This window comes from Bartonella sp. WD16.2, assembly GCF_002022505.1.
Classification (GTDB): domain Bacteria; phylum Pseudomonadota; class Alphaproteobacteria; order Rhizobiales; family Rhizobiaceae; genus Bartonella.
This window is the reverse complement of the sequence record NZ_CP019781.1, coordinates 891,569-912,433: the sequence shown is the minus strand read 5'-3', so window position 1 is coordinate 912,433 and position 20,865 is coordinate 891,569. Positions and strand designations below refer to the sequence as shown.

15 protein-coding genes and 3 pseudogenes are annotated in these 20,865 nt (G+C 35.6%); 8 read left to right on the top strand and 10 right to left on the bottom strand.

What is annotated here, in order from left to right; genetic code table 11:
- Nucleotides 1–96 precede the first annotated feature (96 nt).
- Entirely contained in the window at nt 97–3,012 is a 2,916-nt protein-coding gene (gene uvrA, locus BWD162_RS03845) for an excinuclease ABC subunit UvrA (protein WP_078705512.1), read from the bottom strand.
- A 221-nt stretch (nt 3,013–3,233) separates the two neighbouring features.
- Here uvrA and ssb (BWD162_RS03840) point away from each other — a divergent pair, with 221 nt between their 5' ends.
- The 6 genes and pseudogenes from ssb (BWD162_RS03840) to tgt all read left to right on the top strand — a co-directional run bounded on the left by ssb (BWD162_RS03840) (nt 3,234) and on the right by tgt (nt 10,764).
- Entirely contained in the window at nt 3,234–3,740 is a 507-nt protein-coding gene (gene ssb, locus BWD162_RS03840; RefSeq protein WP_078705511.1) for a single-stranded DNA-binding protein, read from the top strand.
- A gap of 518 nt (nt 3,741–4,258) precedes the next feature.
- Complete coding sequence (gene gyrA, locus BWD162_RS03835; protein WP_078705510.1) at nt 4,259–7,042, top strand: DNA gyrase subunit A; 2,784 nt, start codon at nt 4,259–4,261, stop codon at nt 7,040–7,042.
- Between the two features lie 23 nt (nt 7,043–7,065).
- Nucleotides 7,066–7,571 (top strand): annotated as a pseudogene (gene coaD / locus BWD162_RS03830) (pantetheine-phosphate adenylyltransferase).
- A gap of 2 nt (nt 7,572–7,573) precedes the next feature.
- Complete coding sequence (locus tag BWD162_RS03825) at nt 7,574–8,149, top strand: peptidylprolyl isomerase (RefSeq protein ID WP_078706134.1); 576 nt, start codon at nt 7,574–7,576, stop codon at nt 8,147–8,149.
- 16 nt (nt 8,150–8,165) lie between these two features.
- Nucleotides 8,166–8,678 carry a peptidylprolyl isomerase gene (locus tag BWD162_RS03820; protein WP_078705509.1) on the top strand — a complete coding sequence of 171 codons (513 nt, stop codon included), beginning with the start codon at nt 8,166–8,168 and terminating at the stop codon, nt 8,676–8,678.
- Nucleotides 8,679–9,630: 952 nt separating this feature from the next.
- Nucleotides 9,631–10,764, top strand: a pseudogene (gene tgt, locus BWD162_RS03815) (tRNA guanosine(34) transglycosylase Tgt).
- Nucleotides 10,765–11,654: 890 nt separating this feature from the next.
- Here the strand turns inward: tgt and BWD162_RS03810 are convergent.
- On the bottom strand, nt 11,655–12,869 hold the full coding sequence (locus BWD162_RS03810; protein ID WP_078705508.1) for an NADP-dependent isocitrate dehydrogenase: 1,215 nt from the start codon (nt 12,867–12,869) through the stop codon (nt 11,655–11,657).
- A 298-nt stretch (nt 12,870–13,167) separates the two neighbouring features.
- Between BWD162_RS03810 and BWD162_RS03805 the strand changes: the two genes are divergently transcribed.
- On the top strand, nt 13,168–13,806 hold the full coding sequence (locus BWD162_RS03805) for a hypothetical protein (protein WP_236824095.1): 639 nt from the start codon (nt 13,168–13,170) through the stop codon (nt 13,804–13,806).
- A gap of 603 nt (nt 13,807–14,409) precedes the next feature.
- Here BWD162_RS03805 and BWD162_RS08155 read toward each other — a convergent pair.
- From BWD162_RS08155 to ssb (BWD162_RS03775), 8 genes and pseudogenes are all read right to left on the bottom strand, one after another.
- Nucleotides 14,410–15,512, bottom strand: a pseudogene (locus tag BWD162_RS08155) (type ISP restriction/modification enzyme).
- The gene (locus tag BWD162_RS08150; protein WP_335617772.1) at nt 15,493–15,960 is read right to left on the bottom strand and encodes a type ISP restriction/modification enzyme; all 468 of its coding nucleotides are present in this window, start codon (nt 15,958–15,960) and stop codon (nt 15,493–15,495) included. Before BWD162_RS08150 ends, BWD162_RS08155 begins: the two are co-directional and overlap by 20 nt.
- A gap of 358 nt (nt 15,961–16,318) precedes the next feature.
- Nucleotides 16,319–17,167, bottom strand: coding sequence for an N-6 DNA methylase (locus BWD162_RS08145; protein WP_335617771.1), 849 nt, complete (start codon nt 17,165–17,167; stop codon nt 16,319–16,321).
- A gap of 3 nt (nt 17,168–17,170) precedes the next feature.
- Nucleotides 17,171–17,611 carry a hypothetical protein gene (locus BWD162_RS03795; RefSeq protein WP_078705507.1) on the bottom strand — a complete coding sequence of 147 codons (441 nt, stop codon included), beginning with the start codon at nt 17,609–17,611 and terminating at the stop codon, nt 17,171–17,173.
- A 359-nt stretch (nt 17,612–17,970) separates the two neighbouring features.
- Nucleotides 17,971–18,366, bottom strand: coding sequence for a type II toxin-antitoxin system HicB family antitoxin (locus BWD162_RS03790; RefSeq protein WP_078705506.1), 396 nt, complete (start codon nt 18,364–18,366; stop codon nt 17,971–17,973).
- Nucleotides 18,363–18,563: a type II toxin-antitoxin system HicA family toxin gene (locus BWD162_RS03785; RefSeq protein ID WP_010703152.1), complete on the bottom strand. Its 201-nt coding sequence runs from the start codon at nt 18,561–18,563 to the stop codon at nt 18,363–18,365. Before BWD162_RS03785 ends, BWD162_RS03790 begins: the two co-directional genes overlap by 4 nt.
- Before the next feature lie 68 nt (nt 18,564–18,631).
- A complete protein-coding gene (locus BWD162_RS03780; RefSeq protein WP_078705505.1) occupies nt 18,632–19,162 on the bottom strand; it encodes a hypothetical protein in 531 nt (176 codons plus the stop codon).
- 14 nt (nt 19,163–19,176) lie between these two features.
- Nucleotides 19,177–19,626 (bottom strand): single-stranded DNA-binding protein, encoded by a 450-nt coding sequence (gene ssb / locus BWD162_RS03775; RefSeq protein WP_078705504.1) that lies wholly within the window; start codon nt 19,624–19,626, stop codon nt 19,177–19,179.
- Nucleotides 19,627–19,898: 272 nt separating this feature from the next.
- Here ssb (BWD162_RS03775) and BWD162_RS07905 point away from each other — a divergent pair, with 272 nt between their 5' ends.
- Entirely contained in the window at nt 19,899–20,807 is a 909-nt protein-coding gene (locus tag BWD162_RS07905) for a DUF488 domain-containing protein (RefSeq protein ID WP_078705503.1), read from the top strand.
- Nucleotides 20,808–20,865: the final 58 nt, after the last annotated feature.

The following is a 20,865-nucleotide window of genomic DNA, read 5'->3' as shown; positions in this document are numbered from 1 at the left end:
AGGCTTGTGAAGAATAAAAATGATACAATTATAAGTTATAAACCTTATTTATACATCATTACATTATTAGGTGCGTAAATTATTTTACGACTTGTTTTAAGAGTCTAAATTATGCAAAGGTCTGCGTAACAAAAGCTCTTTTAGAAATTTTCCAGTATAGGATTCAGGGATATTTATAATATCTTCAGGGCGGCCAATTGCAACAATTTGACCACCGCCATCTCCACCTTCTGGTCCTAAATCAATAATCCAATCAGCCGTTTTAATGACTTCAAGATTATGCTCAATAACTACAACTGTATTGCCTTGCTCAACGAGTTCATGCAAAACTTCAAGAAGTTTTGCAACATCGTGAAAATGTAAACCCGTTGTTGGTTCGTCTAAAATATAGAGTGTGCGGCCTGTTGTTTTTCGTGAAAGTTCTTTGGCAAGTTTTACGCGCTGGGCTTCACCACCAGAAAGCGTTGTAGCCTGTTGTCCAACTTTGATATAGCCAAGGCCAGTTTTAACAAGAGTCTTCATTGTGTTATGAATGGCAGGGACAGCTTGAAAAAATTTTTCAGCTTTTTCAACTGTCATATCAAGTACGTCAGCAATAGATTTTCCTTTAAATTTTACTTCTAGCGTTTCTCTATTATAGCGTTTTCCTTGGCATATGTCACATGTAACGTAGATGTCAGGTAAAAAGTGCATTTCAATTTTGATAACACCATCGCCTTGGCATGCTTCACAACGTCCCCCTTTGACATTAAATGAAAAACGTCCTGCTTGATAACCACGAGCCTTTGATTCAGGAAGCTCAGCAAACCAATCGCGGATTGCGGTAAAAGCACCTGTATAAGTTGCTGGATTGGAGCGTGGAGTACGCCCAATAGGTGATTGATTAATATCAATGACCTTATCAAGCAATTCTAGTCCTTCGATTTTGGTATAGGTTGCTGGGTTTTGATGACTTCCCATAATGTGGCGTGACGCAGCTTTAAAGAGAGTTTCAATAAGAAATGTTGATTTTCCTCCACCTGAAACACCAGTTACGCAAGTAAAAGTCCCAAGAGGGATATCGACATTAATATTTTTAAGGTTATTACCTTGGGCACCAATTACTTTGAGTACTTTTGACTTTGATATTTTACGTCGCTTAGCGGGCATAGTAACTGCCATTTTTCCTGAAAGATATTGGCCTGTAAGCGAGGATGGATTATTCATAATTTCCTGCGGTGTACCTTGAGCAATAACTTCTCCACCATGAACGCCTGCAGCAGGGCCAATATCCACTACATAATCTGCTGTAAAAATGGCATCTTCATCATGTTCAACAACGATAACTGTATTGCCAAGATCACGTAAATGGCACAACGTTTTTAAAAGGAGTCCATTATCGCGTTGGTGTAGACCAATAGACGGTTCATCTAAAACATAAAGAACACCTGTGAGGCCAGAACCAATTTGAGACGCTAGCCGAATGCGTTGACTTTCTCCGCCTGAAAGTGTTCCTGAATTTCGAGATAAGGTAAGATATTCAAGTCCCACATGATTTAAAAATTCTAAACGTTTACGGATTTCTTTTAAAATACGTGCTGCAATACTACGTTGTTTTTTATTAAGATACTGATCAATATTAGCAAACCAATCATTTGCTTTTAGGATAGAGAGTTCTGATACTTGCCCAATGTGCATTTCGTTAATTTTAACACAGAGTGCTTCTGGTTTTAACCGATGACCATTACAAGCTCGACAAGGTGAAGAAGACATGTAATATTCGATTTCTTTATATGAGCCAGCAGAATCGGTTTCTTTCCATCGCCGTTCCATATTTGGAATAACGCCTTCAAAATATTGGGTTGTTGTGTTAGAGCAGCCTTCATCTTCGTGAATAAGGGGAATTTCTTTTGTTTTTGTACCGTATAAAATAACATGCTGGGCTTCATCTGAAAGTTCACACCATTTATCTGTAAGTTTAAATTCATAGGCTTTGCCTAACGCTTTTAGTATTTGGTTATGGTAAGGTGAGGGTGATTTAAACCAAGGGGCAATGGCTCCAGATTTTAAAGTAAGATTTTCATTGGGTACAATTTTTGCTGGGTCAATTGCTTTTTGAATGCCAAGCCCATCACAAGTGGGACAAGCACCAAAAGGGTTGTTGAATGAAAAAAGGCGTGGCTCGATTTCAGGAATAGAGAATCCGGATATAGGGCAGGCGAATTTTTCTGAAAAAATGAGTCGTTTATGTGTTTCATTTTTTGATTTGTTGGTAGATTCCTTTGAGGTTTCCTTTATTGTCAAAGGTTGATCTGCCATTTCAGCAATCGCAAGTCCGTTTGCAATCTGCAGACAGGTTTCTATACTATCAGCTAAACGAGAAGTAATGTCATGACACACAACAAGGCGATCTACCACTACGTCTATATCATGTTTATATTTTTTATTAAGAGGAGGGATGTCAGGAATTTCGTAGAAATTGCCATCAACTTTGGCACGTTGAAATCCTTTTCTTAAAAGTTCTGCTAGCTCTTTTTTATATTCACCTTTTCTTCCTCGCACTAAAGGTGCCATAATAAAAATCCGCGTACCCTCTGGTAAGGCCATAATTTGGTCAACCATTTGGCTGATTGTCTGATTTTCAATAGGGAGGCCTGTGGCAGGTGAATAAGGGATACCGATACGAGCAAAGAGAAGGCGCATATAATCATAAATTTCAGTTACAGTACCAACTGTTGAACGAGGATTACGGCTAGTGGTTTTTTGTTCGATAGAGATAGCAGGGGACAGACCATCTATTTGATCAACGTTTGGTTTTTGCATCATTTCCAAAAATTGGCGTGCATAGGCAGAAAGGCTTTCAACATAACGACGTTGACCTTCGGCGTAAATTGTATCAAAAGCTAAGGATGATTTACCTGAGCCGGAAAGTCCTGTTATAATAATTAATTTATTGCGAGGAAGGTCAAGATCGATATTTTTAAGGTTATGTTCACGTGCGCCGCGAATAGATATATATTTCTGGTGAGACATGTTGATCCTTGGCGTATGAACAAAAAATTTACACTATTATATGAAATAAGACCTTTCCTTTGAAATTACAATGTGTTCCATTATTATAAGAGAAAGAAGAGTGTAAATTCTTTTGGAAAGAGAAGTAAAAGTACAGCTTTTTTCCTTTATGATGGATATAAGCTAGATGTTTTTATTGTCTTTTACTATAAGAAGGTAGTTTAAATTTTGGAGTTTGTATAATGGCTGGTAGCCTTAATAAAGTTATTTTGATTGGTAATCTTGGTGCTGATCCTGAAATCCGTCGTTTGAATTCTGGTGATCAAGTGGCAAATCTACGTATTGCCACTTCGGAAAGCTGGCGTGACCGTAATACGAATGAACGTAAAGAACGCACCGAGTGGCATAGCATTGTTATTTTTAATGAAAATCTTGTAAAAATTGCGGAGCAATATCTAAAAAAAGGCAGTAAAATTTATATTGAAGGTCAATTGCAAACACGCAAATGGCAAGATCAAAATGGTAATGATCGTTATACGACAGAAATTGTTTTACAAAAATATCGCGGTGAATTACAAATGCTTGAAGGTCGTGGCGCTATGGATGGTGGGGAGAGAATGCACGAAAATCCATTAGGTAGTGATGACTTTGGGGATAGTAGTTTGGATCGAAAAGAAAATTTTAGCCAAAACAATAATTATTTGGAAGGAAATTTTTCACACCAATTGGATGATGACGTTCCATTTTGATAATCTATAAAAGATGTTATTATTGCTTTTTATTTTCAAACAAGAAGGGTAAATTTCTAATTTAAAGTTTATTGTCTTATAAGAAAAGTAAAAAGAAACTTATTTTGTATCATGCAGTTAAACTGATTAGTAAATGTATTAGAAGGTATGTGGCAGGTTATAACATAAGGAGCGCTAAGTTGTGCTCATGTCAAAAAGCATGGTAAGTAGATTGAAGATGAAAGATTATTGTAAAGGCAATGATCTATTTCTTAAAGTCTTTATTTTAGTATTTTTGTTGAGAAGATTGCCTAAGATACGCGGGGAATTTGAAAAGATTGCATTGGGCATTGTTTATTTCATTTTTTAACTCAGGGGAGCGGATTATGTTCATTTCATTTCTGATTCTTCATATAAACAAGTAATATATTAGAAATTATTGTTCAATTCTTACTCTCTTATGGGGAGGGGAGTTAGCATTTTAAAGTATTTTTCGATATAAAAGATCAAAATGATTCTTTTTTGAAAGTATTAGAACTGTGACCGATCTTACTCCACTGACAGAACGTGATGTGCTGACCGGTATTGAGCCAGTTAGTATTATTGAAGAAATGCAACGCTCCTATCTCGATTATGCGATGAGCGTGATTGTATCACGTGCATTACCTGATGTGCGTGATGGATTGAAACCTGTTCATCGTCGTATTCTTCATGCAATGAATGAAATGGGTCTTTCTTTCAACAAATCTTATCGTAAGTCAGCGGGTGTTGTTGGTGAAGTAATGGGGAAATTTCATCCTCACGGTGATGCTTCGATTTATGATGCATTAGTGCGCATGGCGCAGGATTTTTCTTTGCGAAATCCGTTGATTAACGGGCAAGGGAATTTTGGTTCTATTGATGGTGATCCACCTGCAGCGATGCGTTATACAGAGTGTCGTTTAGAGAAAATCTCAGAAGAACTTTTAGCTGATATCGATAAGGATACTGTTGATTTTCAAGATAATTATGATGGACGTGAACGTGAGCCTATGGTTTTACCAGCACGTTTTCCTAACCTTTTGGTAAATGGATCGGGTGGTATTGCTGTAGGAATGGCGACTAATATTCCTCCACATAATCTTGGTGAAGTTGTTGATGGATGTATCGCTTTAATTGATGATCCCAGTATAACGCTAGATGAGATGATTAAAATCATTCCTGGTCCTGATTTTCCTACGGGTGGTATTATTCTTGGCTGTTCGGGTATTCGTTCGGCGTATGAAACGGGGCGGGGTTCAATTATTATGCGTGCTAAAGTCGATATCGAAGAAATTCGTAATAATCGGCAGGCAATTATCGTAAGCGAAATACCTTACCAGATTAATAAAGCTACAATGATTGAAAAGATAGCTGAATTAGTTCGTGATAAACGTATTGATGGAGTTTCTGATTTACGTGATGAATCTGATCGTGATGGGTATCGGGTTGTTATTGAGCTTAAGAGAGAAGCTGTTGCGGATGTTGTTTTAAATCAACTATATCGTTATACGCCACTGCAGGCCTCTTTTGGTTGTAATATGGTTGCGTTGAATGGCGGAAAACCTGAGCAGATGACGTTGCTTGATATACTTCGTGCATTTGTTTCTTTCCGTGAAGAAGTGGTAAGTCGGAGAACAAAATATCTTTTACGTAGAGCGCGTGAGCGTGCACATGTTTTAGTTGGGCTTGCTATTGCTGTTGCTAATATTGATGAAATTATAGCATTAATTCGCAAGGCATCTGATCCACAAATAGCGCGCGCACAATTAATGGAGCGGCGTTGGTTGGCTATTAATATAGCACCTTTAATTAAGCTTATTGATGATCCTCGTCATATTATCCATGAGGATAATACATATCATTTATCAGAAGAACAAGCGCGTGCTATTTTGGAGTTGCGTTTGCAGAGGTTAACAGCACTTGGTCGCGATGAGATTGCTGACGAATTAAATAAAATTGGTGTAGATATTACCGATTATCTTGATATTTTGGCATCGCGTTCACGAATTATGGGTATTGTTAAAGATGAACTAAACGCTCTTCGTGAAGTATTTGCAACTCCTCGGCGCACTGTTTTTGGTTTCGGTAGTGCGGATATGGATAATGAAGATCTGATCGCACCAGAAGAAATGGTGGTGACAGTTAGTCATAGTGGTTATATTAAACGTGTGCCTTTAAATACGTACCGTGCCCAACGTCGTGGGGGTAAGGGGCGTTCTGGTATGGCTACAAAAGATGAGGATTTTGTAACCCGTTTATTTGTAGCTAATACACATACACCGGTTCTTTTCTTTTCGTCACGTGGAATTGTCTATAAAGAGAAAGTTTGGCGTTTACCTATTGGTACGCCGCAATCGCGTGGGCGAGCTTTAATTAATATGCTGCCCTTGCAACAAGGTGAGCGTATAACAACAATTATGCCTTTACCAGATGATGAGGAAGATTGGAGCAAACTTGATGTTATGTTTGCAACAATGCGTGGGACTGTACGTCGCAATAAATTATCAGATTTTGTTCAAGTTAATCGTAATGGTAAAATTGCAATGAAATTTGGTGAAGAAGGAGATGAGATTCTTTCCGTAGAGACCTGTACAGAGTATGATGATGTTGTTCTTACAACAGCGAATGGACAATGTATTCGTTTTCCTGTGAGTGATGTTCGTGTGTTTGTTGGGCGTCATTCAATGGGGGTACGTGGTATCAACATGGGTGATAGTGATAAAGTCATTTCTATGACTGTTTTAAAGCATGTTGAAGCTACGTCGACTGAGCGTTCTGCCTATATTAAACGCGTGATCAGTGAACGGCGTGCAGCTGGTGCAGATGATGAAGATATTGTCATTGGTGATGAAGAGTCAGAAACAACCGTAACAGAATTAACAGATGAACGTTATATGGAGCTTAGTGCCCATGAACAAATGCTCTTAACAGTTAGTGAGTTTGGTTATGGAAAACGGTCTTCCTCTTATGATTTTCGTATTTCAGGACGTGGAGGAAAGGGGATTCGTGCAACCGATCCATCCAAAACAGCTGAAATTGGTAAGTTAGTGGCAGCCTTTCCGGTGGAAGCGCAAGATCAAATTATGCTTGTCTCAGATAAAGGGCAGCTTATTCGTGTTCCTGTTAATGGTATTCGCATAGCTGGTCGTTCGACCAAGGGGGTAACGATCTTTAATACAGCAAAAGGTGAGAAGGTTGTATCAGTTGAGCGTATTTCTGAGCCTGAAGTTAATGCTAGCGAACCAGATATGGAAGAAAGTGAGCAGCATTGCAATGTGGTTGATGCGGACGACGAAGTGTAATTGTGAAAACATTGGAGTAAATGATGACCATTGCTCTTTATGCAGGTTCTTTTGATCCTATTACAAATGGTCACCTTGATGTTTTGCAAGGCAGTTTATTATTGGCCGATGAAGTGGTGGTAGCTATTGGTATACAAAGTGGAAAACAATCACTTTTTAGTTTTGAAGAGCGTGTTGATTTAATTACACAAGTCGGGAAAGACTTATTAAATACAGGTCCTGATCGATTGCGAGTTATTGCATTTGATAATCTTTTAATTAATAAAGCGCGTGAAATTCAAGCTTCGTTTCTTATTCGTGGTTTGCGTGATGGTACTGATCTCGATTACGAAATGCAAATGGCAGGGATGAACAAGATTATGGCTCCTGAATTACAAACTGTTTTTTTACCGGCAAGCGTTTCTAGTCGTCCAATAACTTCTACATTAGTGCGCCAGATTGCTGCTATGGGGGGGACGTTATGCCTTTTGTTCCTCAAAATGTTGCACAAGCTTTGTGTTTGAAATTTAAATCCTTGAAGGAAAAATGATTGTGTATATTAGAATTTTTGCCATTTTAACATGTATTGTTTATCTTTTTTCATTTAATGCTTTAGCAAATGAGCATAATACCCTTGTTTTATCCCTTAAAAATGGTGATGTTGTTATTCGTTTACGTCCTGATCTTGCGCCAAAACATGTCGACAGAATCAAAAAATTAACAGAAGAGGGTGCTTATAATAATGTTGTATTTCATCGTGTTATCCCTGGTTTTATGGCGCAGACAGGCGATGTAAAATTTGGAAAAAAAGATAGTACTGATTTTGATCTTAAGCGCGTTGGTATGGGTGGTTCAAATTATCCTGATTTAGTAGCAGAATTTTCAAAACAGCCATTTAGGCGTGGTACTGTTGGTATGGCACGTTCACAAGATCCTCATTCAGCAAATTCTCAATTCTTCATTTGTTTTGATGATGCTACTTTTTTAAATGAACAGTATACTGTTGTTGGGGAAGTTGTAAAAGGAATGGATGTTGTCGATGAAATTAAGAAGGGCGCTGTCAGTAATAATGGATCTGTAACAAATCCTGATGTTATCAATGCTGCTCATTTGCAACGTGATCAATAAATCAAAGGATAATTATATGGCTGAGATTAAAGACCCAGAAAATACTTTAATTCTTGAAACAACAAAAGGCAATATAGTGATTGAATTGTTTGCTGATTTAGCTCCTGGCCATGTGGTGCGTATTAAAGAGTTAGTGCGTGAAGGTGCTTATGATAATGTTGTTTTTCATCGTGTTATTGATGGTTTTATGGCTCAAACTGGTGATGTGAAGTTTGGGAAAAAAGACGGTCAGAAATTCGATTTATCGCGTGTGGGTATGGGAGGATCGGATAAGCCTGATTTGAAAGCAGAGTTTTCGAATATTTCTCATAAACGTGGTACAGTTTCTATGGCACGCAGCCAAAATCCAAATTCTGCTAATTCGCAGTTTTTTATCTGCTTTGAAGACGCTCCTTGGCTTGATCGTCAATATTCTATATGGGGACAGGTTGTGGAAGGTATGGAAAATGTTGATAAGATCAAGCGTGGTGAACCTGTTGTAGAGCCTGATATGATTATCAAAGCCAAAATTGCTGTGGATACAAAGTAGTATTAGAATATTGTGCAGATAATTTCTGTTTACGGTTTAATTTGGAATTTTATTGAGATTAATGTGAACTGTGTGTTTTTGTGTAAATAAAACTTTTCAATTTTGAATTTTCGAAATAACGGGCCCTATTATTAAAATTGGCTTCTTTACATCAAAATGCACGTTTTCTTTATATATATTCTTCAAAAGCAAATCTTACAAGATTTTTTATGTTTGTAATTTTCTAAGCTTTTTAGTGAAAAGAATACACTTAGTTTTTGTGAAGCAAAATATTATTCCGGTATAGTTGAAGTATTTGTTTTGGTTCTGTTACTCTAATTTATTTGGGTAGATGCTATTTCTATCTTATTTGTTGTGTTTAAAATTGCGTTTAGAGTGTTGAAAAAATATTAAAAAAAGCAGAAATACTAAATTATTTTTATTTATAAAATAAAGTAACAGTTCCGATTATCAGTTTACATTTTAGCGAAAAATTTCAAAATGGGCTTCAAAAATATAAAATGGAGCAGCACTATTTTGTTTTCAATGTAAGAAGATGTGTATTTTATTCTGAATGTGACAGTATGCATAATCATAAAATGGATTCAGAGAAATTGATTATATTCATACCTAAAATTATTTAAGTATTTATGACACTAAAAACATACAAAAATAAAGTTATTGCTATCTAAGTACAACACTTAAGGTTATTTAGAACTGTAGTGGATAAATGTTAATATTTTAAGATATTTAACCCGAACACTACAGATATTTTTTTCGTCAAGCTGTTTTTATTGTGTTGATTGGTAGATAATAAATTCTCATTTATTTCGTTGAATTTTCTTAATGCTGGTTTCGGTGTTTAGTAAAGTAAATTCATTTTATAACACTTATAATAATGCGATCAAAAAAGGAGTTGTGTTTTTTTGTTGCTATAACGATATGAATTTGTTTAATCGAAAAGACGAAAATAATGGTTAAGACGTTTCACTATAGACAAAATTGCTCAAGATGAACAGGCACGTTTGGGTGAAATTATAACAGGACGTGGACGTATTCGCACACCCGCATTCATGCCAGTTGGAACGGTAGGGACCGTTAAGGCTATGTATATGGATCAGCTACGTGATCTTGGGGCAGATGTTATTTTGGGTAATACTTATCATTTAATGTTGCGTCCTGGGGCTGAACGGATTGCACGTTTAGGAGGCTTACATGAATTTGCTCGTTGGCCTGAACCTATTTTAACGGACTCTGGTGGTTTTCAAGTTATGTCGCTTTCAGGGATTTGTAAAATCACAGAGAAATGTGTGATTTTCCGCTCTCATATTAATGGAGCGTATTATGAAATGAGTCCAGAACGTTCTATTGAAATCCAAGGACTGCTTGATTCTGACATTCAAATGCAGCTTGATCAATGTATTGCATTACCTGCAAGTGAGAAAGAAATAGAAGCTGCTATGGAACTTTCATTACGTTGGGCGCAGCGTTGTAAAACAGCTTTTGGTAATCAATCAGATAAAGCTATGTTTGGTATTGTTCAAGGTGGTGATAATATGAAGTTGCGTGAGCGTTCTGTTCAAACCTTGAAAGAGATGGATTTGAAAGGTTATGCTATTGGAGGGCTTGCAGTTGGTGAAACTCAAGATGTTATGATGGCGGTATTAGATGCTACTTGTTCTATTTTGCCAGAGAATAAACACGCTATCTCATAGGAGTGGGCACTCCAGATGATATTTTAAAAAGTGTCGCTCGAGGTATTGATATGTTTGATTGTGTTTTACCAACACGTGCTGGGCGCCATGGCTTAGCTTTTACCCGCTTTGGTAGAATAAATTTGCGCAATGCACGTTATGCAGAAGATTCTCGCCCTCTTGATCCACAGTCGCCTTGTCCCGCTGCACGTGATTATAGTCGTGCCTATTTGCACCATTTAGTCAAATCTAATGAAGCTCTTGGTGGTATGTTGTTAACTTGGAATAATCTTTCTTATTATCAACAGCGTATGCAAGATATTCGTACTTCTATTAAAGCAGGATGTTATGCTGATTTTTGTGCAGAAGCGAATGCTTTATGGGAGCAAAGCAATAAGGCATTAGCACATTAATGTGTGTTTATTTTTGATAGTATTTGACTTATTTTTTATTGTATTAAGTTTATTTTCTCATAAAAAGAGTGTTTCTTAACAATTTTGATTCACTAGAGTAACTTTTTTGAAAAATATAAAACTGCGCTATCATAAAAAAATGAATTGCGCAGTTTTATTGACAACATTTTCTCTGCACTGTCAATTTAACAGAGATTATTGCTCCGATACGCACTACCTGATCCGGAGAAAAACAGTTTGTTTTCTGTTTCTAGATAACTGTTTAAATTAACAATGTTAATTACAGGTTAGTGATTTCTTAAAGAAGTATGAAAATTACATTTTTTATATAAGATGACTTTAGATACGCAACATATATTAGCATGGTGCTGTTGATTATGTTTCAACCAATATTATTAACACTCGTTTTTTGTTTTACTTAATTTGGTGTTACAGTTTGTAAGCAGTTGCTTGTATAATGTTTATTTCAAAATTATGATTATGGTTGATTTAAATGCTGAAAAATAGTGTTTGAAAGCTGTTAATAGTGTACACTTGTTTTAAGATTACGATTATTATTCAAGCTAATACAACTTAGCTTGGATAAGCTTGCGAGGAGGGGTAGGTTGCTTTTATTTTTGTGATTGTCGTTGTTTTATGGGTTTGATACTAAAAGCTATTGAAAATAGATTTGATAGATACTTCAAAGTATCTCTCTTTTGCAATATTCACATTAGAAAATGTGTGTATACTAATACTAAAGTGTCAATATTTTATTCTTATGAAACAGTATCGCTGTTTTGCTATGTTTTGCATTGAAAAGAAGCTACCTGTTTTATTAGAATACAGTTATTTAATTTTGCAAAAACCCTCAAGCTCTCTTTTCACAGAGCTTGAGGACTTTAATTATATTAATTGGCCATTTCTTTTTTTAAATTTGCATCAATTTTATCGAGAAATCCTGTTGTAGAAAGCCATTTTTGTTCTGGTCCGATCAAAAGCGCAAGATCTTTTGTCATAAAACCTTCCTCAACAGTGTGGACACAAACTTTTTCTAATGTAACGGCAAAGTTTTTCAACTTCTCATTGTTATCAAGTTTAGCGCGATGAATCAGACCACGTGTCCATGCAAAAATAGAAGCGATAGAATTTGTTGATGTTTCTTCACCTTTCTGATGCTGACGGTAATGACGTGTTACTGTACCATGCGCGGCTTCTGCTTCAACAATTTTACCGTCTGGTGTCATGAGAACAGAAGTCATAAGACCAAGGGAACCAAAACCTTGAGCAACAATGTCTGATTGAACATCACCATCATAATTTTTACATGCCCAGACATATCCACCTGACCATTTGAGTGCTGAAGCAACCATATCATCAATTAAGCGATGTTCATAATGTAGTTTACGGCTTTCGAATTCAGTTTTAAATTCTGTATCAAATATTTCTTGAAAGATATCTTTGAAACGGCCATCATAGGCTTTTAAAATAGTATTTTTTGTCGAAAGATAGACAGGAACATTTCGTTGTAGGCCGTAATTAAAAGATGCGCGAGCAAAGTCGCGGATTGATTCATCAATATTATACATGGCCATAGCAACCCCCGCGCTTGGGGCATCAAAAACATCATGTTCTATAATCTGGCCATCATCACCGACAAATTTGATGCTTAGTTTCCCTTTACCAGGGAATTTAAAATCAGTTGCTTTATATTGATCACCAAAAGCATGGCGTCCGATAATAATAGGTTTTGTCCAGCTAGGAACAAGGCGTGGGACATTTTTACAGATAATAGGCTCACGAAAAATGACCCCTCCTAAAATGTTACGGATCGTACCATTTGGCGACTTCCACATTTTTTTTAAGTTAAATTCTTTAACACGTGACTCATCAGGAGTAATAGTTGCACATTTTACACCAACTCCATATTGCTTAATAGCATTGGCAGAATCAATAGTAACTTGATCATTGGTTTTATCTCGGTTTTTGATGGAAAGATCATAATATTTGAGATTAATATCGAGATAAGGGTGGATCAGTTTATCTTTTATATGCTTCCAAATAATGTGGGTCATTTCATCGCCGTCGATTTCAACGACAGGATTTTCTACTTTGATCTTTTCCATTAGAAGTCCTTTTTCATTTAAGTAATATTATCTTCTATAGCACTTTCAAGTCTATGATGAAAAGTAAAAATAAGTGATAATAGAAGAGTATTAAATTTCATAAGCAGAGAATTAGTGAATATATCAATAATGTGTTTTGTAATTTTTATTTTTTAAAACAAAATTATAATGAGTAAAAATAGCCTTTATAAAATAATCTTTGTTTTTTTCTGGCTTTATTTTAACATTTATTTGTGTTATATAAAAATCTATAAAAGTATTATTGGAATACATCAGCTCAAATAGGGAGGGGAGAAGAATGGTTTTTATTGATTCATTTCAGTTCAACATAAAAGTTGATGAATATCAAAAACACAGTTTACCTATGGAGCAGCATTTTGACGAAGCACTTCATAACATTATTCAAGCACCATCTGTATCTATTGATACTAAAGATATTTTTCCTTTAAAATTCTATGATGCATTGTCACATATTAAAGAGGTATCTGATAATAGAGTTCAAGTTACCGAAGTTTTGTCTCCTGTAATGGAATCCACTCATTCTGTTGTTTTGTGGGGAGATTTAATTGACGCTGATTCTTCGCAATTTCAGGGGTATGATGATGTTCCAAATGGTCACTTTCAGGTTTATGCCCCTTTGACAATAAGTGATAATCAATTAAAGGATCTTGTACATTCCTTAGCAAAAGAAGGCAAATTGCTTGGAGGATCACAGGCTTTATTTAAAGCTTTAGATCATGATACTGCCAGAATATACAATCAATCGGCAATGGAAAATTTTACTGGAAGATCTGTTGATTGGAAAAAAGGCTATATGTTTGGCACAATGTGGGATCGCCGCATGATTGATGAAAAATTAATTCAACAATTTCAACAAGAAGGTAAGCAGATATTTACTGGCGCTATAGGATCTATACATTTTTCTATTGTGTATTAAATATTTTATAAAACTATTTGATCTATTTATAGCTTTGTTGAAATTTTTACGATAATTTCTTAAATATCGCGTCTTGTAAGTAAATTAATCAAAAAGATTATAAATCTTTTGGGATCATTTTGTTTTCCACTAAGGCTATGATATACTAATTTGGATAAAATCAATACTATAAAAAAGAGCTGTGACTCAAGAATAAACTCACTAATTTTAGCTCGAGGCTAGTTTTTTGAAAGAATGTAGAAGATATTAAAGTTTTTAGCATAAATCTTACGTAGATTTTAATAGTGTAAATGTTTTTTGCATTGCACTTAGGAGTAGTTGCTCGACATTAATAGCTTGAGAAATATCCAGCTCTAAAATTCCTCTCCAAATTTATGAAACCCATTTAAAATGTGTAAGTAACAATGAGCACTTTATATATTGGTATTTGGATATTGTACTCATTGAAAATAACGGAAACTTCTTCGACAAACTATAAACAAAAGCTTTTGGTAATTGAGATTTCAAAAGGTACAGAATACTCTAACTATTTTTTCTCATTTTGAAAATTTACAACATTTCTTTTTATCTAAAGAGATACCCTCCAATTTTGTTTAAACTCTTTTAGTGTAGAGTTTTTTGAGTATCTTCAATTTCTCTTATTTCTAATTTGGGAAGATTACGAACAATTTTCATTGTTTCTAAACTTACAGTAATAACCCGTTGAAACAATTCTAAGGGGTAAGCAGGATTGCCAATAGTCTCCACAGCATAGCGATTAGCATCATTAACAATGCCACTTGCTTTATCAGTTTTTACAATTTGTTTATCCATAACCCATTCAAGAGCAGGTCTACCACTTACTATATAGTCGTAAGCTTCCAATGGGATATTTTGCATAGTAATTTGTGCATTATAAATTACAGTGCTTTTATCAATAGCTCCACGCTTGCCACCAAATTTCATCTTCTCAACACGGTAGAAACTAACCTTGTCATCAATAATCCAAGTGCTTGGATCACCTTGTTTATATGTGACGGGATATGATTCAACCTCTTCATAATTGGTATGCAAATCACCAAGCTTTCGACCAGCTTTAACAAAAGCCCAAAAGTCCTCTACTTTTTTAACCGTTGGAATACGAGGCAATTGTTTGGAAAGATTATGAGCATAACGAGCACGATAATCTTCAGAATGTAATACTCCATAAACGTAAAAGAAGAGATCATCTTTTGAAATTGTTTCATCAGGATAGGCTTCTTTAAAATACGCTAACCCTTCATCAGTTATAGCATCACGTCGTTGTAAGCCAGCTGCCTTGGTTTCCTTTGCATAAGATGCAGTATTTTCATAAACGTACCTTGGAAACACTGACCTTTCCCTAGTGCATCACTATTGGGTAAATCTTTAGTCATCAAAACAGAAAAGTCTACTCTTTCTCCGGCTTCTGAAACTTGTATCATTCTGTTTTCAACAGCCTCTTCCATAGGAAATATGCGTGGTATTTGACATACTCTCTCATTAAGAGAACGATTATAATAAAGCCACTGGCGTGTAAAAGGCTGATAAAGGCTTTGGATAAGAAAACCATCTTCAAATGCTAAAATAGTTCCTCTCACTAGTTTTTGTTTGAGATAACGGCTCCAACTGATTTTTCTAGCATCTGTGTTGACAAAGTCATCTACAGCATTTTCACGTACCTTGCGATTAGAGAGGGAATGCAGCATTAAAACGCTCTACTTCACTATTATAAAAGGTAATCATATTGCTCATATTCTTTACTAAAGCTTCACGACTTGAGTTGTATGCCCAAGCATTACGATTAGTTACAATACCACCGGAAAAAATTTCGAATAACTTTATGCTACTGCCTTTCCTATCTCCTAAAGCGAGTAATTTTTCAAAATCACTGTTGCGTTGATTAAGCCAATCACCATGCTCATCTGGTGTAATCACTTGCCAACCATGTTCACGCTTGATGCCGCCAATACTGCCAAAACGCTGAACTTCAGAAAGTTTCTCTTTTCTCGTGAGATTATTACCAATGTCGTAATAATAAATTTTTCCACGCTCTTGCACTTCTGGATTTTTGATAAGAATTGTTATGGCAATACCTGTCATGCTTCCACTGCCAAAAACATTCTGACCTTCTTGAGCACGTCCTTTACTCATCATATCTTTGCGTTTATCCCCCCGTAAATTAAATACATAAATACTCGAGAACTCTTCACTCAGACATTTTCGTAAGCCATCCATGGAACGTGCATTAATGAAACCTGCATTTGTAACAAAACCAATGACACCACAGTCTTTTATGTGATCACTTGCCCAACGAATTGCACGGATATAACTATCATAAAGCGATCGTAAACAAATTGCTTTAGATTGAGCTATATAAGTTTCATGGATATAATTATCTAATTTAGGATAACTAAGATTCTTCGCATTGTCATTTTCACTCTTTTGCCCGACAGAATAGGGTGGGTTACTAACAATAACACAAATATCTTGTTTTTCCTGACGTGACTGACATTTACTGTTTTGCTTTATTCAAATCACTCATCTGATCTTTTCCCTGCTCATAAAGCTGGAATGTATCGGTTAAGCAAATCCCCTCGAATGGTACATAATCTCCACCCATAATGCTATGGTATGTGGCTTCAATATTAATGCCCGCGATATAGTATGCTAATGGTACTATTTCATTGGCATAAATCTCATGACGGAATTTATATTCCATCTCCTCTTTTTTAATCAGACCAGATTGTAAAAGCCGTGTGATAAAAGTTCCCGTTCCCGTAAACGGGTCCATAATCTCAACACCAGGTGAACCAAGTGTTTTGCCAAATTCAGTTTGTAATACCTCATTGACTGAATTAATAATAAAATCTACAACCTCAATGGGAGTATAGACAATACCTAGTTTTTGAGCAGTGAGTGGAAAAGCACAACGAAAAAACTTTTCATAAATCTCTAAAATCAATTTTTGCTTTTCTTGTGGATCAGTAAGTCCACAGGCCTGTAATTTTACACCAGCGTAAAAGCTCTCAAGATCTTTAGATTCTTGCTCAAAGTTAGCTTCTTTAAGCGCATCAAGCACACGCTGTATAGCACGTGACACAGGATTTTCACGAGTAAACTGGTATTCTTCAAACAACAATTTAAATACAGGAAGCATGATAATATGTTGTGCAAGCATTTCAATCGCATCGCCTTCTGTGGTCGTGTTATTTAAATCATCACGTAATTTTGCTAAAAAACTGTCAAAAGCTTGTCGTACTTCAGTATCTGGCTCTGCTAAAATGCTTGTTAAGCGCGTGATATAATTTTTAACAGTTTCAGCAAAGCGTTCAACTTGCTTTGCATGGCTATTTGACTTCACAGTTTAAGCCTTTTTAGTCGTACGCGTCGAGGATTTAGAAGTTTTTGCTTTTGCAGACTGTTCACTAGATTCTACTGATGTTTGCTCAACATCTTGAGTGTTTACATCTACAGAGACTTCTTGCTCATTAAGCTCTTTTTGAGATTGTTTGTCAGACTCTATAGATGTTTGTGTAATTTGCTCAACGACCTGTGTAACCTCTTGAGTGTTTACATCTATATCTATAGAAACCTCTTGCTCATTAGGTTTAGGTTTTTCATTGACGGTTTGTGATAGCCATTGTTGATAAAGCTTAGCAGCACCTGCGCGTTTGAGACGATCATAAACCTGATAAGAAACCTCAACGAATGGATTACTTTTTGTGGAAGGCTCAAAACGAACGGTGGCTTTGTTGTCACCAAGAACACACATAGGTCTTGTGATGACTACTTGTACTTTTTCCATGGGTTATTCCTTTGGAGAAACTGAGATATAAAAAAACCTCACTCTCAGGAGGAAAGAAGAGTGAGGTTAATAAGTGTATGTCAATAAATAGGAGTGACTAAATTTGAGTTGTTTAATAAAAAACCCTGCATTCACAGGGCTTTCAGAAACTTTAACAACAAGAAAAAATTACATGATTCTGTAATTTTGGGCGCACAAAAACACGTGCAGTAGCGCTATTAAATACTATTTATATCCCCATGTCAACTAAAAAAATCACAATCTGGTATTTTTTATTTCAATCAAACTAAATATGGTATTTGTTAAGTGTAAATGGTCGTAGAAGAAAAGTTGTAAATTTTCTCATTACATCTGATGACTCAAATATTAAGCTCATGACGTGCTGCCGTTGCTAAAAAGGCAGATCGTGTTAAGCCTCTTTCTTGTGCACAATCATCAATTGCACGCAAGAGCCCTCGTTCAATTGATATATTCATACGCACCACTTCTGAATCATTTTCAATAAATGGAACTTGTATTAAAAAAGCTCCTTCCGACAAAGCTATTTTGATAGTTTCTTTCTGTATCACTTCTTCAAATTTTAAAGGAGTTGGCAATTTATCCATTTCTTCGCAATATAATTGAAGAGCTTCTGTTGCATTAGCAATAAGATTTTCTTCCTGATCGGCAGCAGAAAATAGTCCTTTAAAATCAGGAAACTGAACACCAAAAGCAGAATTTTCATCCTTGTGAACAAGAGCAAAAAATCTTTTCATTCTTCTTTTCCTTTTTTTAACCAGCCCGCTTGTTGTGCAATGGAACGCGCTGTACCAATTGGCAAGTCTTTTTTAGGATGGGGAACGATAATTACTTGACCATTTTTTTTAAATTTATGATGAGAACCTTTTACTTTAACAAGTTCAAAGCCGTCACACTTTAATTTTGCAATGATTTTTCGGCTATCTTGTTCCATTTTATATACTCATAATGTGTAAATATATACACATTTTATTAATTTTAAATCTGATGTCAACTCTTTAATTAACGACCGAAGTATTTATGAAGAGCATTCAGAGCGATGCGTAGAGAACTGACAAGATGTTCCAGTGATTGGTCTTCAATAACCAGATGCTCTAATGCATCATGAAGATTATACCGACGATGCAAAACTTGTGCTTCTCTAATAACCTCTTGCATAGCTTTATAGCGATCAGTTGTTACTTCAACCCACTTGTTCCTTTCGCTATCATCAGAAGATGTTGGCATTTCATCATAAATAGCCCCTGGTAATCCTTTCGCACACCGATAATTGTTTCGCACTTGAATATACTGCTGTGATGCATCGTACTGATCTTGATTAATCTTTTTTTCCAATAAATATAACCGCCCTACATAAGTACCCATAAGCGGGTTTTTCGCATCTTGAATACTCGCTCCATAACGCTTGGCACGCATTTCAAGTGTCTGTTGATACAAAGACTTATCAGGCGTTTTTGCACGCGAGATACGTCCATTGAGTTCTTTTATTTGACCGGCTATTCTAGGTCTTCCCCGTTTCTTTCGTTTCTTCATAAGAAAACCTCTGATTAAAACGGGATTCTGTCATTCAAAGTCGTTTCTAAATATTGCTCCTGCCTACTATTCTCCCATGCCACCGCTTGCTCTTGAGTAGCCATGTCAGAATCAGACTTTTGAGCACTATTAAGGATTTTTAACTCACCTTTATATTGCGGTAAGACAATTTCTGTTGTGTAGTGTGTTTGCCCGCTTTTATCTTGCCATTTACGTGTTTGTAATTGACCTTCAATGTAAACTTTGGAACCTTTGCCCAGATACTGAAGCGCAATCTTTGCAAGATGCGGATTAAAAATCACAATAGAATGCCATTCTGTTTTATTTATTCTTTGAGAAGTTGTTTTATCTACATAGCTTTGAGAAGTGCCTATACGAAAATTGGCCACTTCTACTCCAGATGGCATTGTTCTGCTTTCTGGATCGGCACCCAAATAGCCGATTAAAATTACTTTATTAAGCATGTTTTATATCTTTTCTAAGGAAAATAATTGAAATGAAATACGGATATGAAAAGCTATTTTTACTATAGCATAACATAGTCCATTTTTCCAAAGAAAAAACAGCATAAATAATTGAAAATAAACAGTTTATTGGTGATTTTATCAGTGCATAAATGCTGTTTTGTGATATAATTTTACTGACTTGATACCAAGCAATCATAAACCAGCGCATTTGTTAGAATTTGAGTGGTTTTTCAAATTTATCTACATCGATCAGATACAGAAATAATACTATGAAAACAGTAAAAGGTAAGACTCTATTCAAACGGCAAAAACTATTGTTAGCTTTCCTTCAAGAATTTGGAGGACGCCTTTCAAAGACAGATTTTCAAGAGTACTTATTTTTATTTACGCAATGGGAAGAAAAACAAAGTTATGAGTTTGTGCCTTACAAATATGGTTGTTTTTCTTTTCAATCTTATGCTGACAAACGCAAGCTTATAGAATTAGGAATACTTGCCAACGAAAATGATTGGCAGCTTACATCACTGGAAAGTGATTATAGTTCTGATATTGAATTTGCTACACAAGAGAAAATTTCTTCATTTGTTGAAAAATTTAGCAATCTCAAGGGTGATGAACTTATTCGGTATGTCTACAAAAACTATCCATATTTTGCTATCAACAGTTGTATAGCAAATAAGATTATGGAGAAAAAAGACTTAGAAAAAATTGATACATTTCGACCAAAGGATGAGACCTTTTGTTTCTTTACCATTGGATATGAGGGGAAGTCTTTTGAAAATTATCTCAATCGTCTTATCAAAAATAATATCAAAACTTTGTGTGATGTTCGTAAAAATCCGTTAAGTCGCAAATATGGGTTTTCTAAAACACAATTATCTAAAATCGTAAATGCATTGGGTATTGAATATAGGCATATTCCAGAGCTGGGTATTATTTCTGAAAAGCGTCAAGATTTGAAAACGCAAAGAGATTATGAGTGTCTTTTTCAAGACTATAACAATACAACTCTTAAAGATAATTCTTTTGAAATAGAAAAACTATATCAGTTGTTCTTAGACAGAAAACGCATTGCAATTACCTGTTTTGAAGAAAATGTAACCATGTGTCACAGAGGACAAATTGCACTCGCTCTCTCAAAACTACCTCAGTGGATATTTAATATAAAACATATCTGACTAAACAAAATAAATGCTTGATTTACAAAAGTGCATCGTGTATCGTGCCAAGTATCAA

Bases quoted from the DNA above. Each gene is read 5' to 3' on its own strand.
- uvrA (WP_078705512.1), bottom strand. From the start codon at position 3,012: ATGTCTCACCAGAAATATATATCTATTCGCGGCGCACGTGAACATAAC.
- ssb (WP_078705511.1), top strand. From the start codon at position 3,234: ATGGCTGGTAGCCTTAATAAAGTTATTTTGATTGGTAATCTTGGTGCT.
- BWD162_RS03820 (WP_078705509.1), top strand. From the start codon at position 8,166: ATGGCTGAGATTAAAGACCCAGAAAATACTTTAATTCTTGAAACAACA.
- BWD162_RS03810 (WP_078705508.1), bottom strand. From the start codon at position 12,869: ATGGAAAAGATCAAAGTAGAAAATCCTGTCGTTGAAATCGACGGCGAT.
- BWD162_RS03805 (WP_236824095.1), top strand. From the start codon at position 13,168: ATGGTTTTTATTGATTCATTTCAGTTCAACATAAAAGTTGATGAATAT.
- BWD162_RS08150 (WP_335617772.1), bottom strand. From the start codon at position 15,960: ATGATGAGTAAAGGACGTGCTCAAGAAGGTCAGAATGTTTTTGGCAGT.
- BWD162_RS03795 (WP_078705507.1), bottom strand. From the start codon at position 17,611: ATGGAAAAAGTACAAGTAGTCATCACAAGACCTATGTGTGTTCTTGGT.
- BWD162_RS03790 (WP_078705506.1), bottom strand. From the start codon at position 18,366: ATGAAAAGATTTTTTGCTCTTGTTCACAAGGATGAAAATTCTGCTTTT.
- BWD162_RS03785 (WP_010703152.1), bottom strand. From the start codon at position 18,563: ATGGAACAAGATAGCCGAAAAATCATTGCAAAATTAAAGTGTGACGGC.
- BWD162_RS03780 (WP_078705505.1), bottom strand. From the start codon at position 19,162: ATGAAGAAACGAAAGAAACGGGGAAGACCTAGAATAGCCGGTCAAATA.
- ssb (WP_078705504.1), bottom strand. From the start codon at position 19,626: ATGCTTAATAAAGTAATTTTAATCGGCTATTTGGGTGCCGATCCAGAA.
- BWD162_RS07905 (WP_078705503.1), top strand. From the start codon at position 19,899: ATGAAAACAGTAAAAGGTAAGACTCTATTCAAACGGCAAAAACTATTG.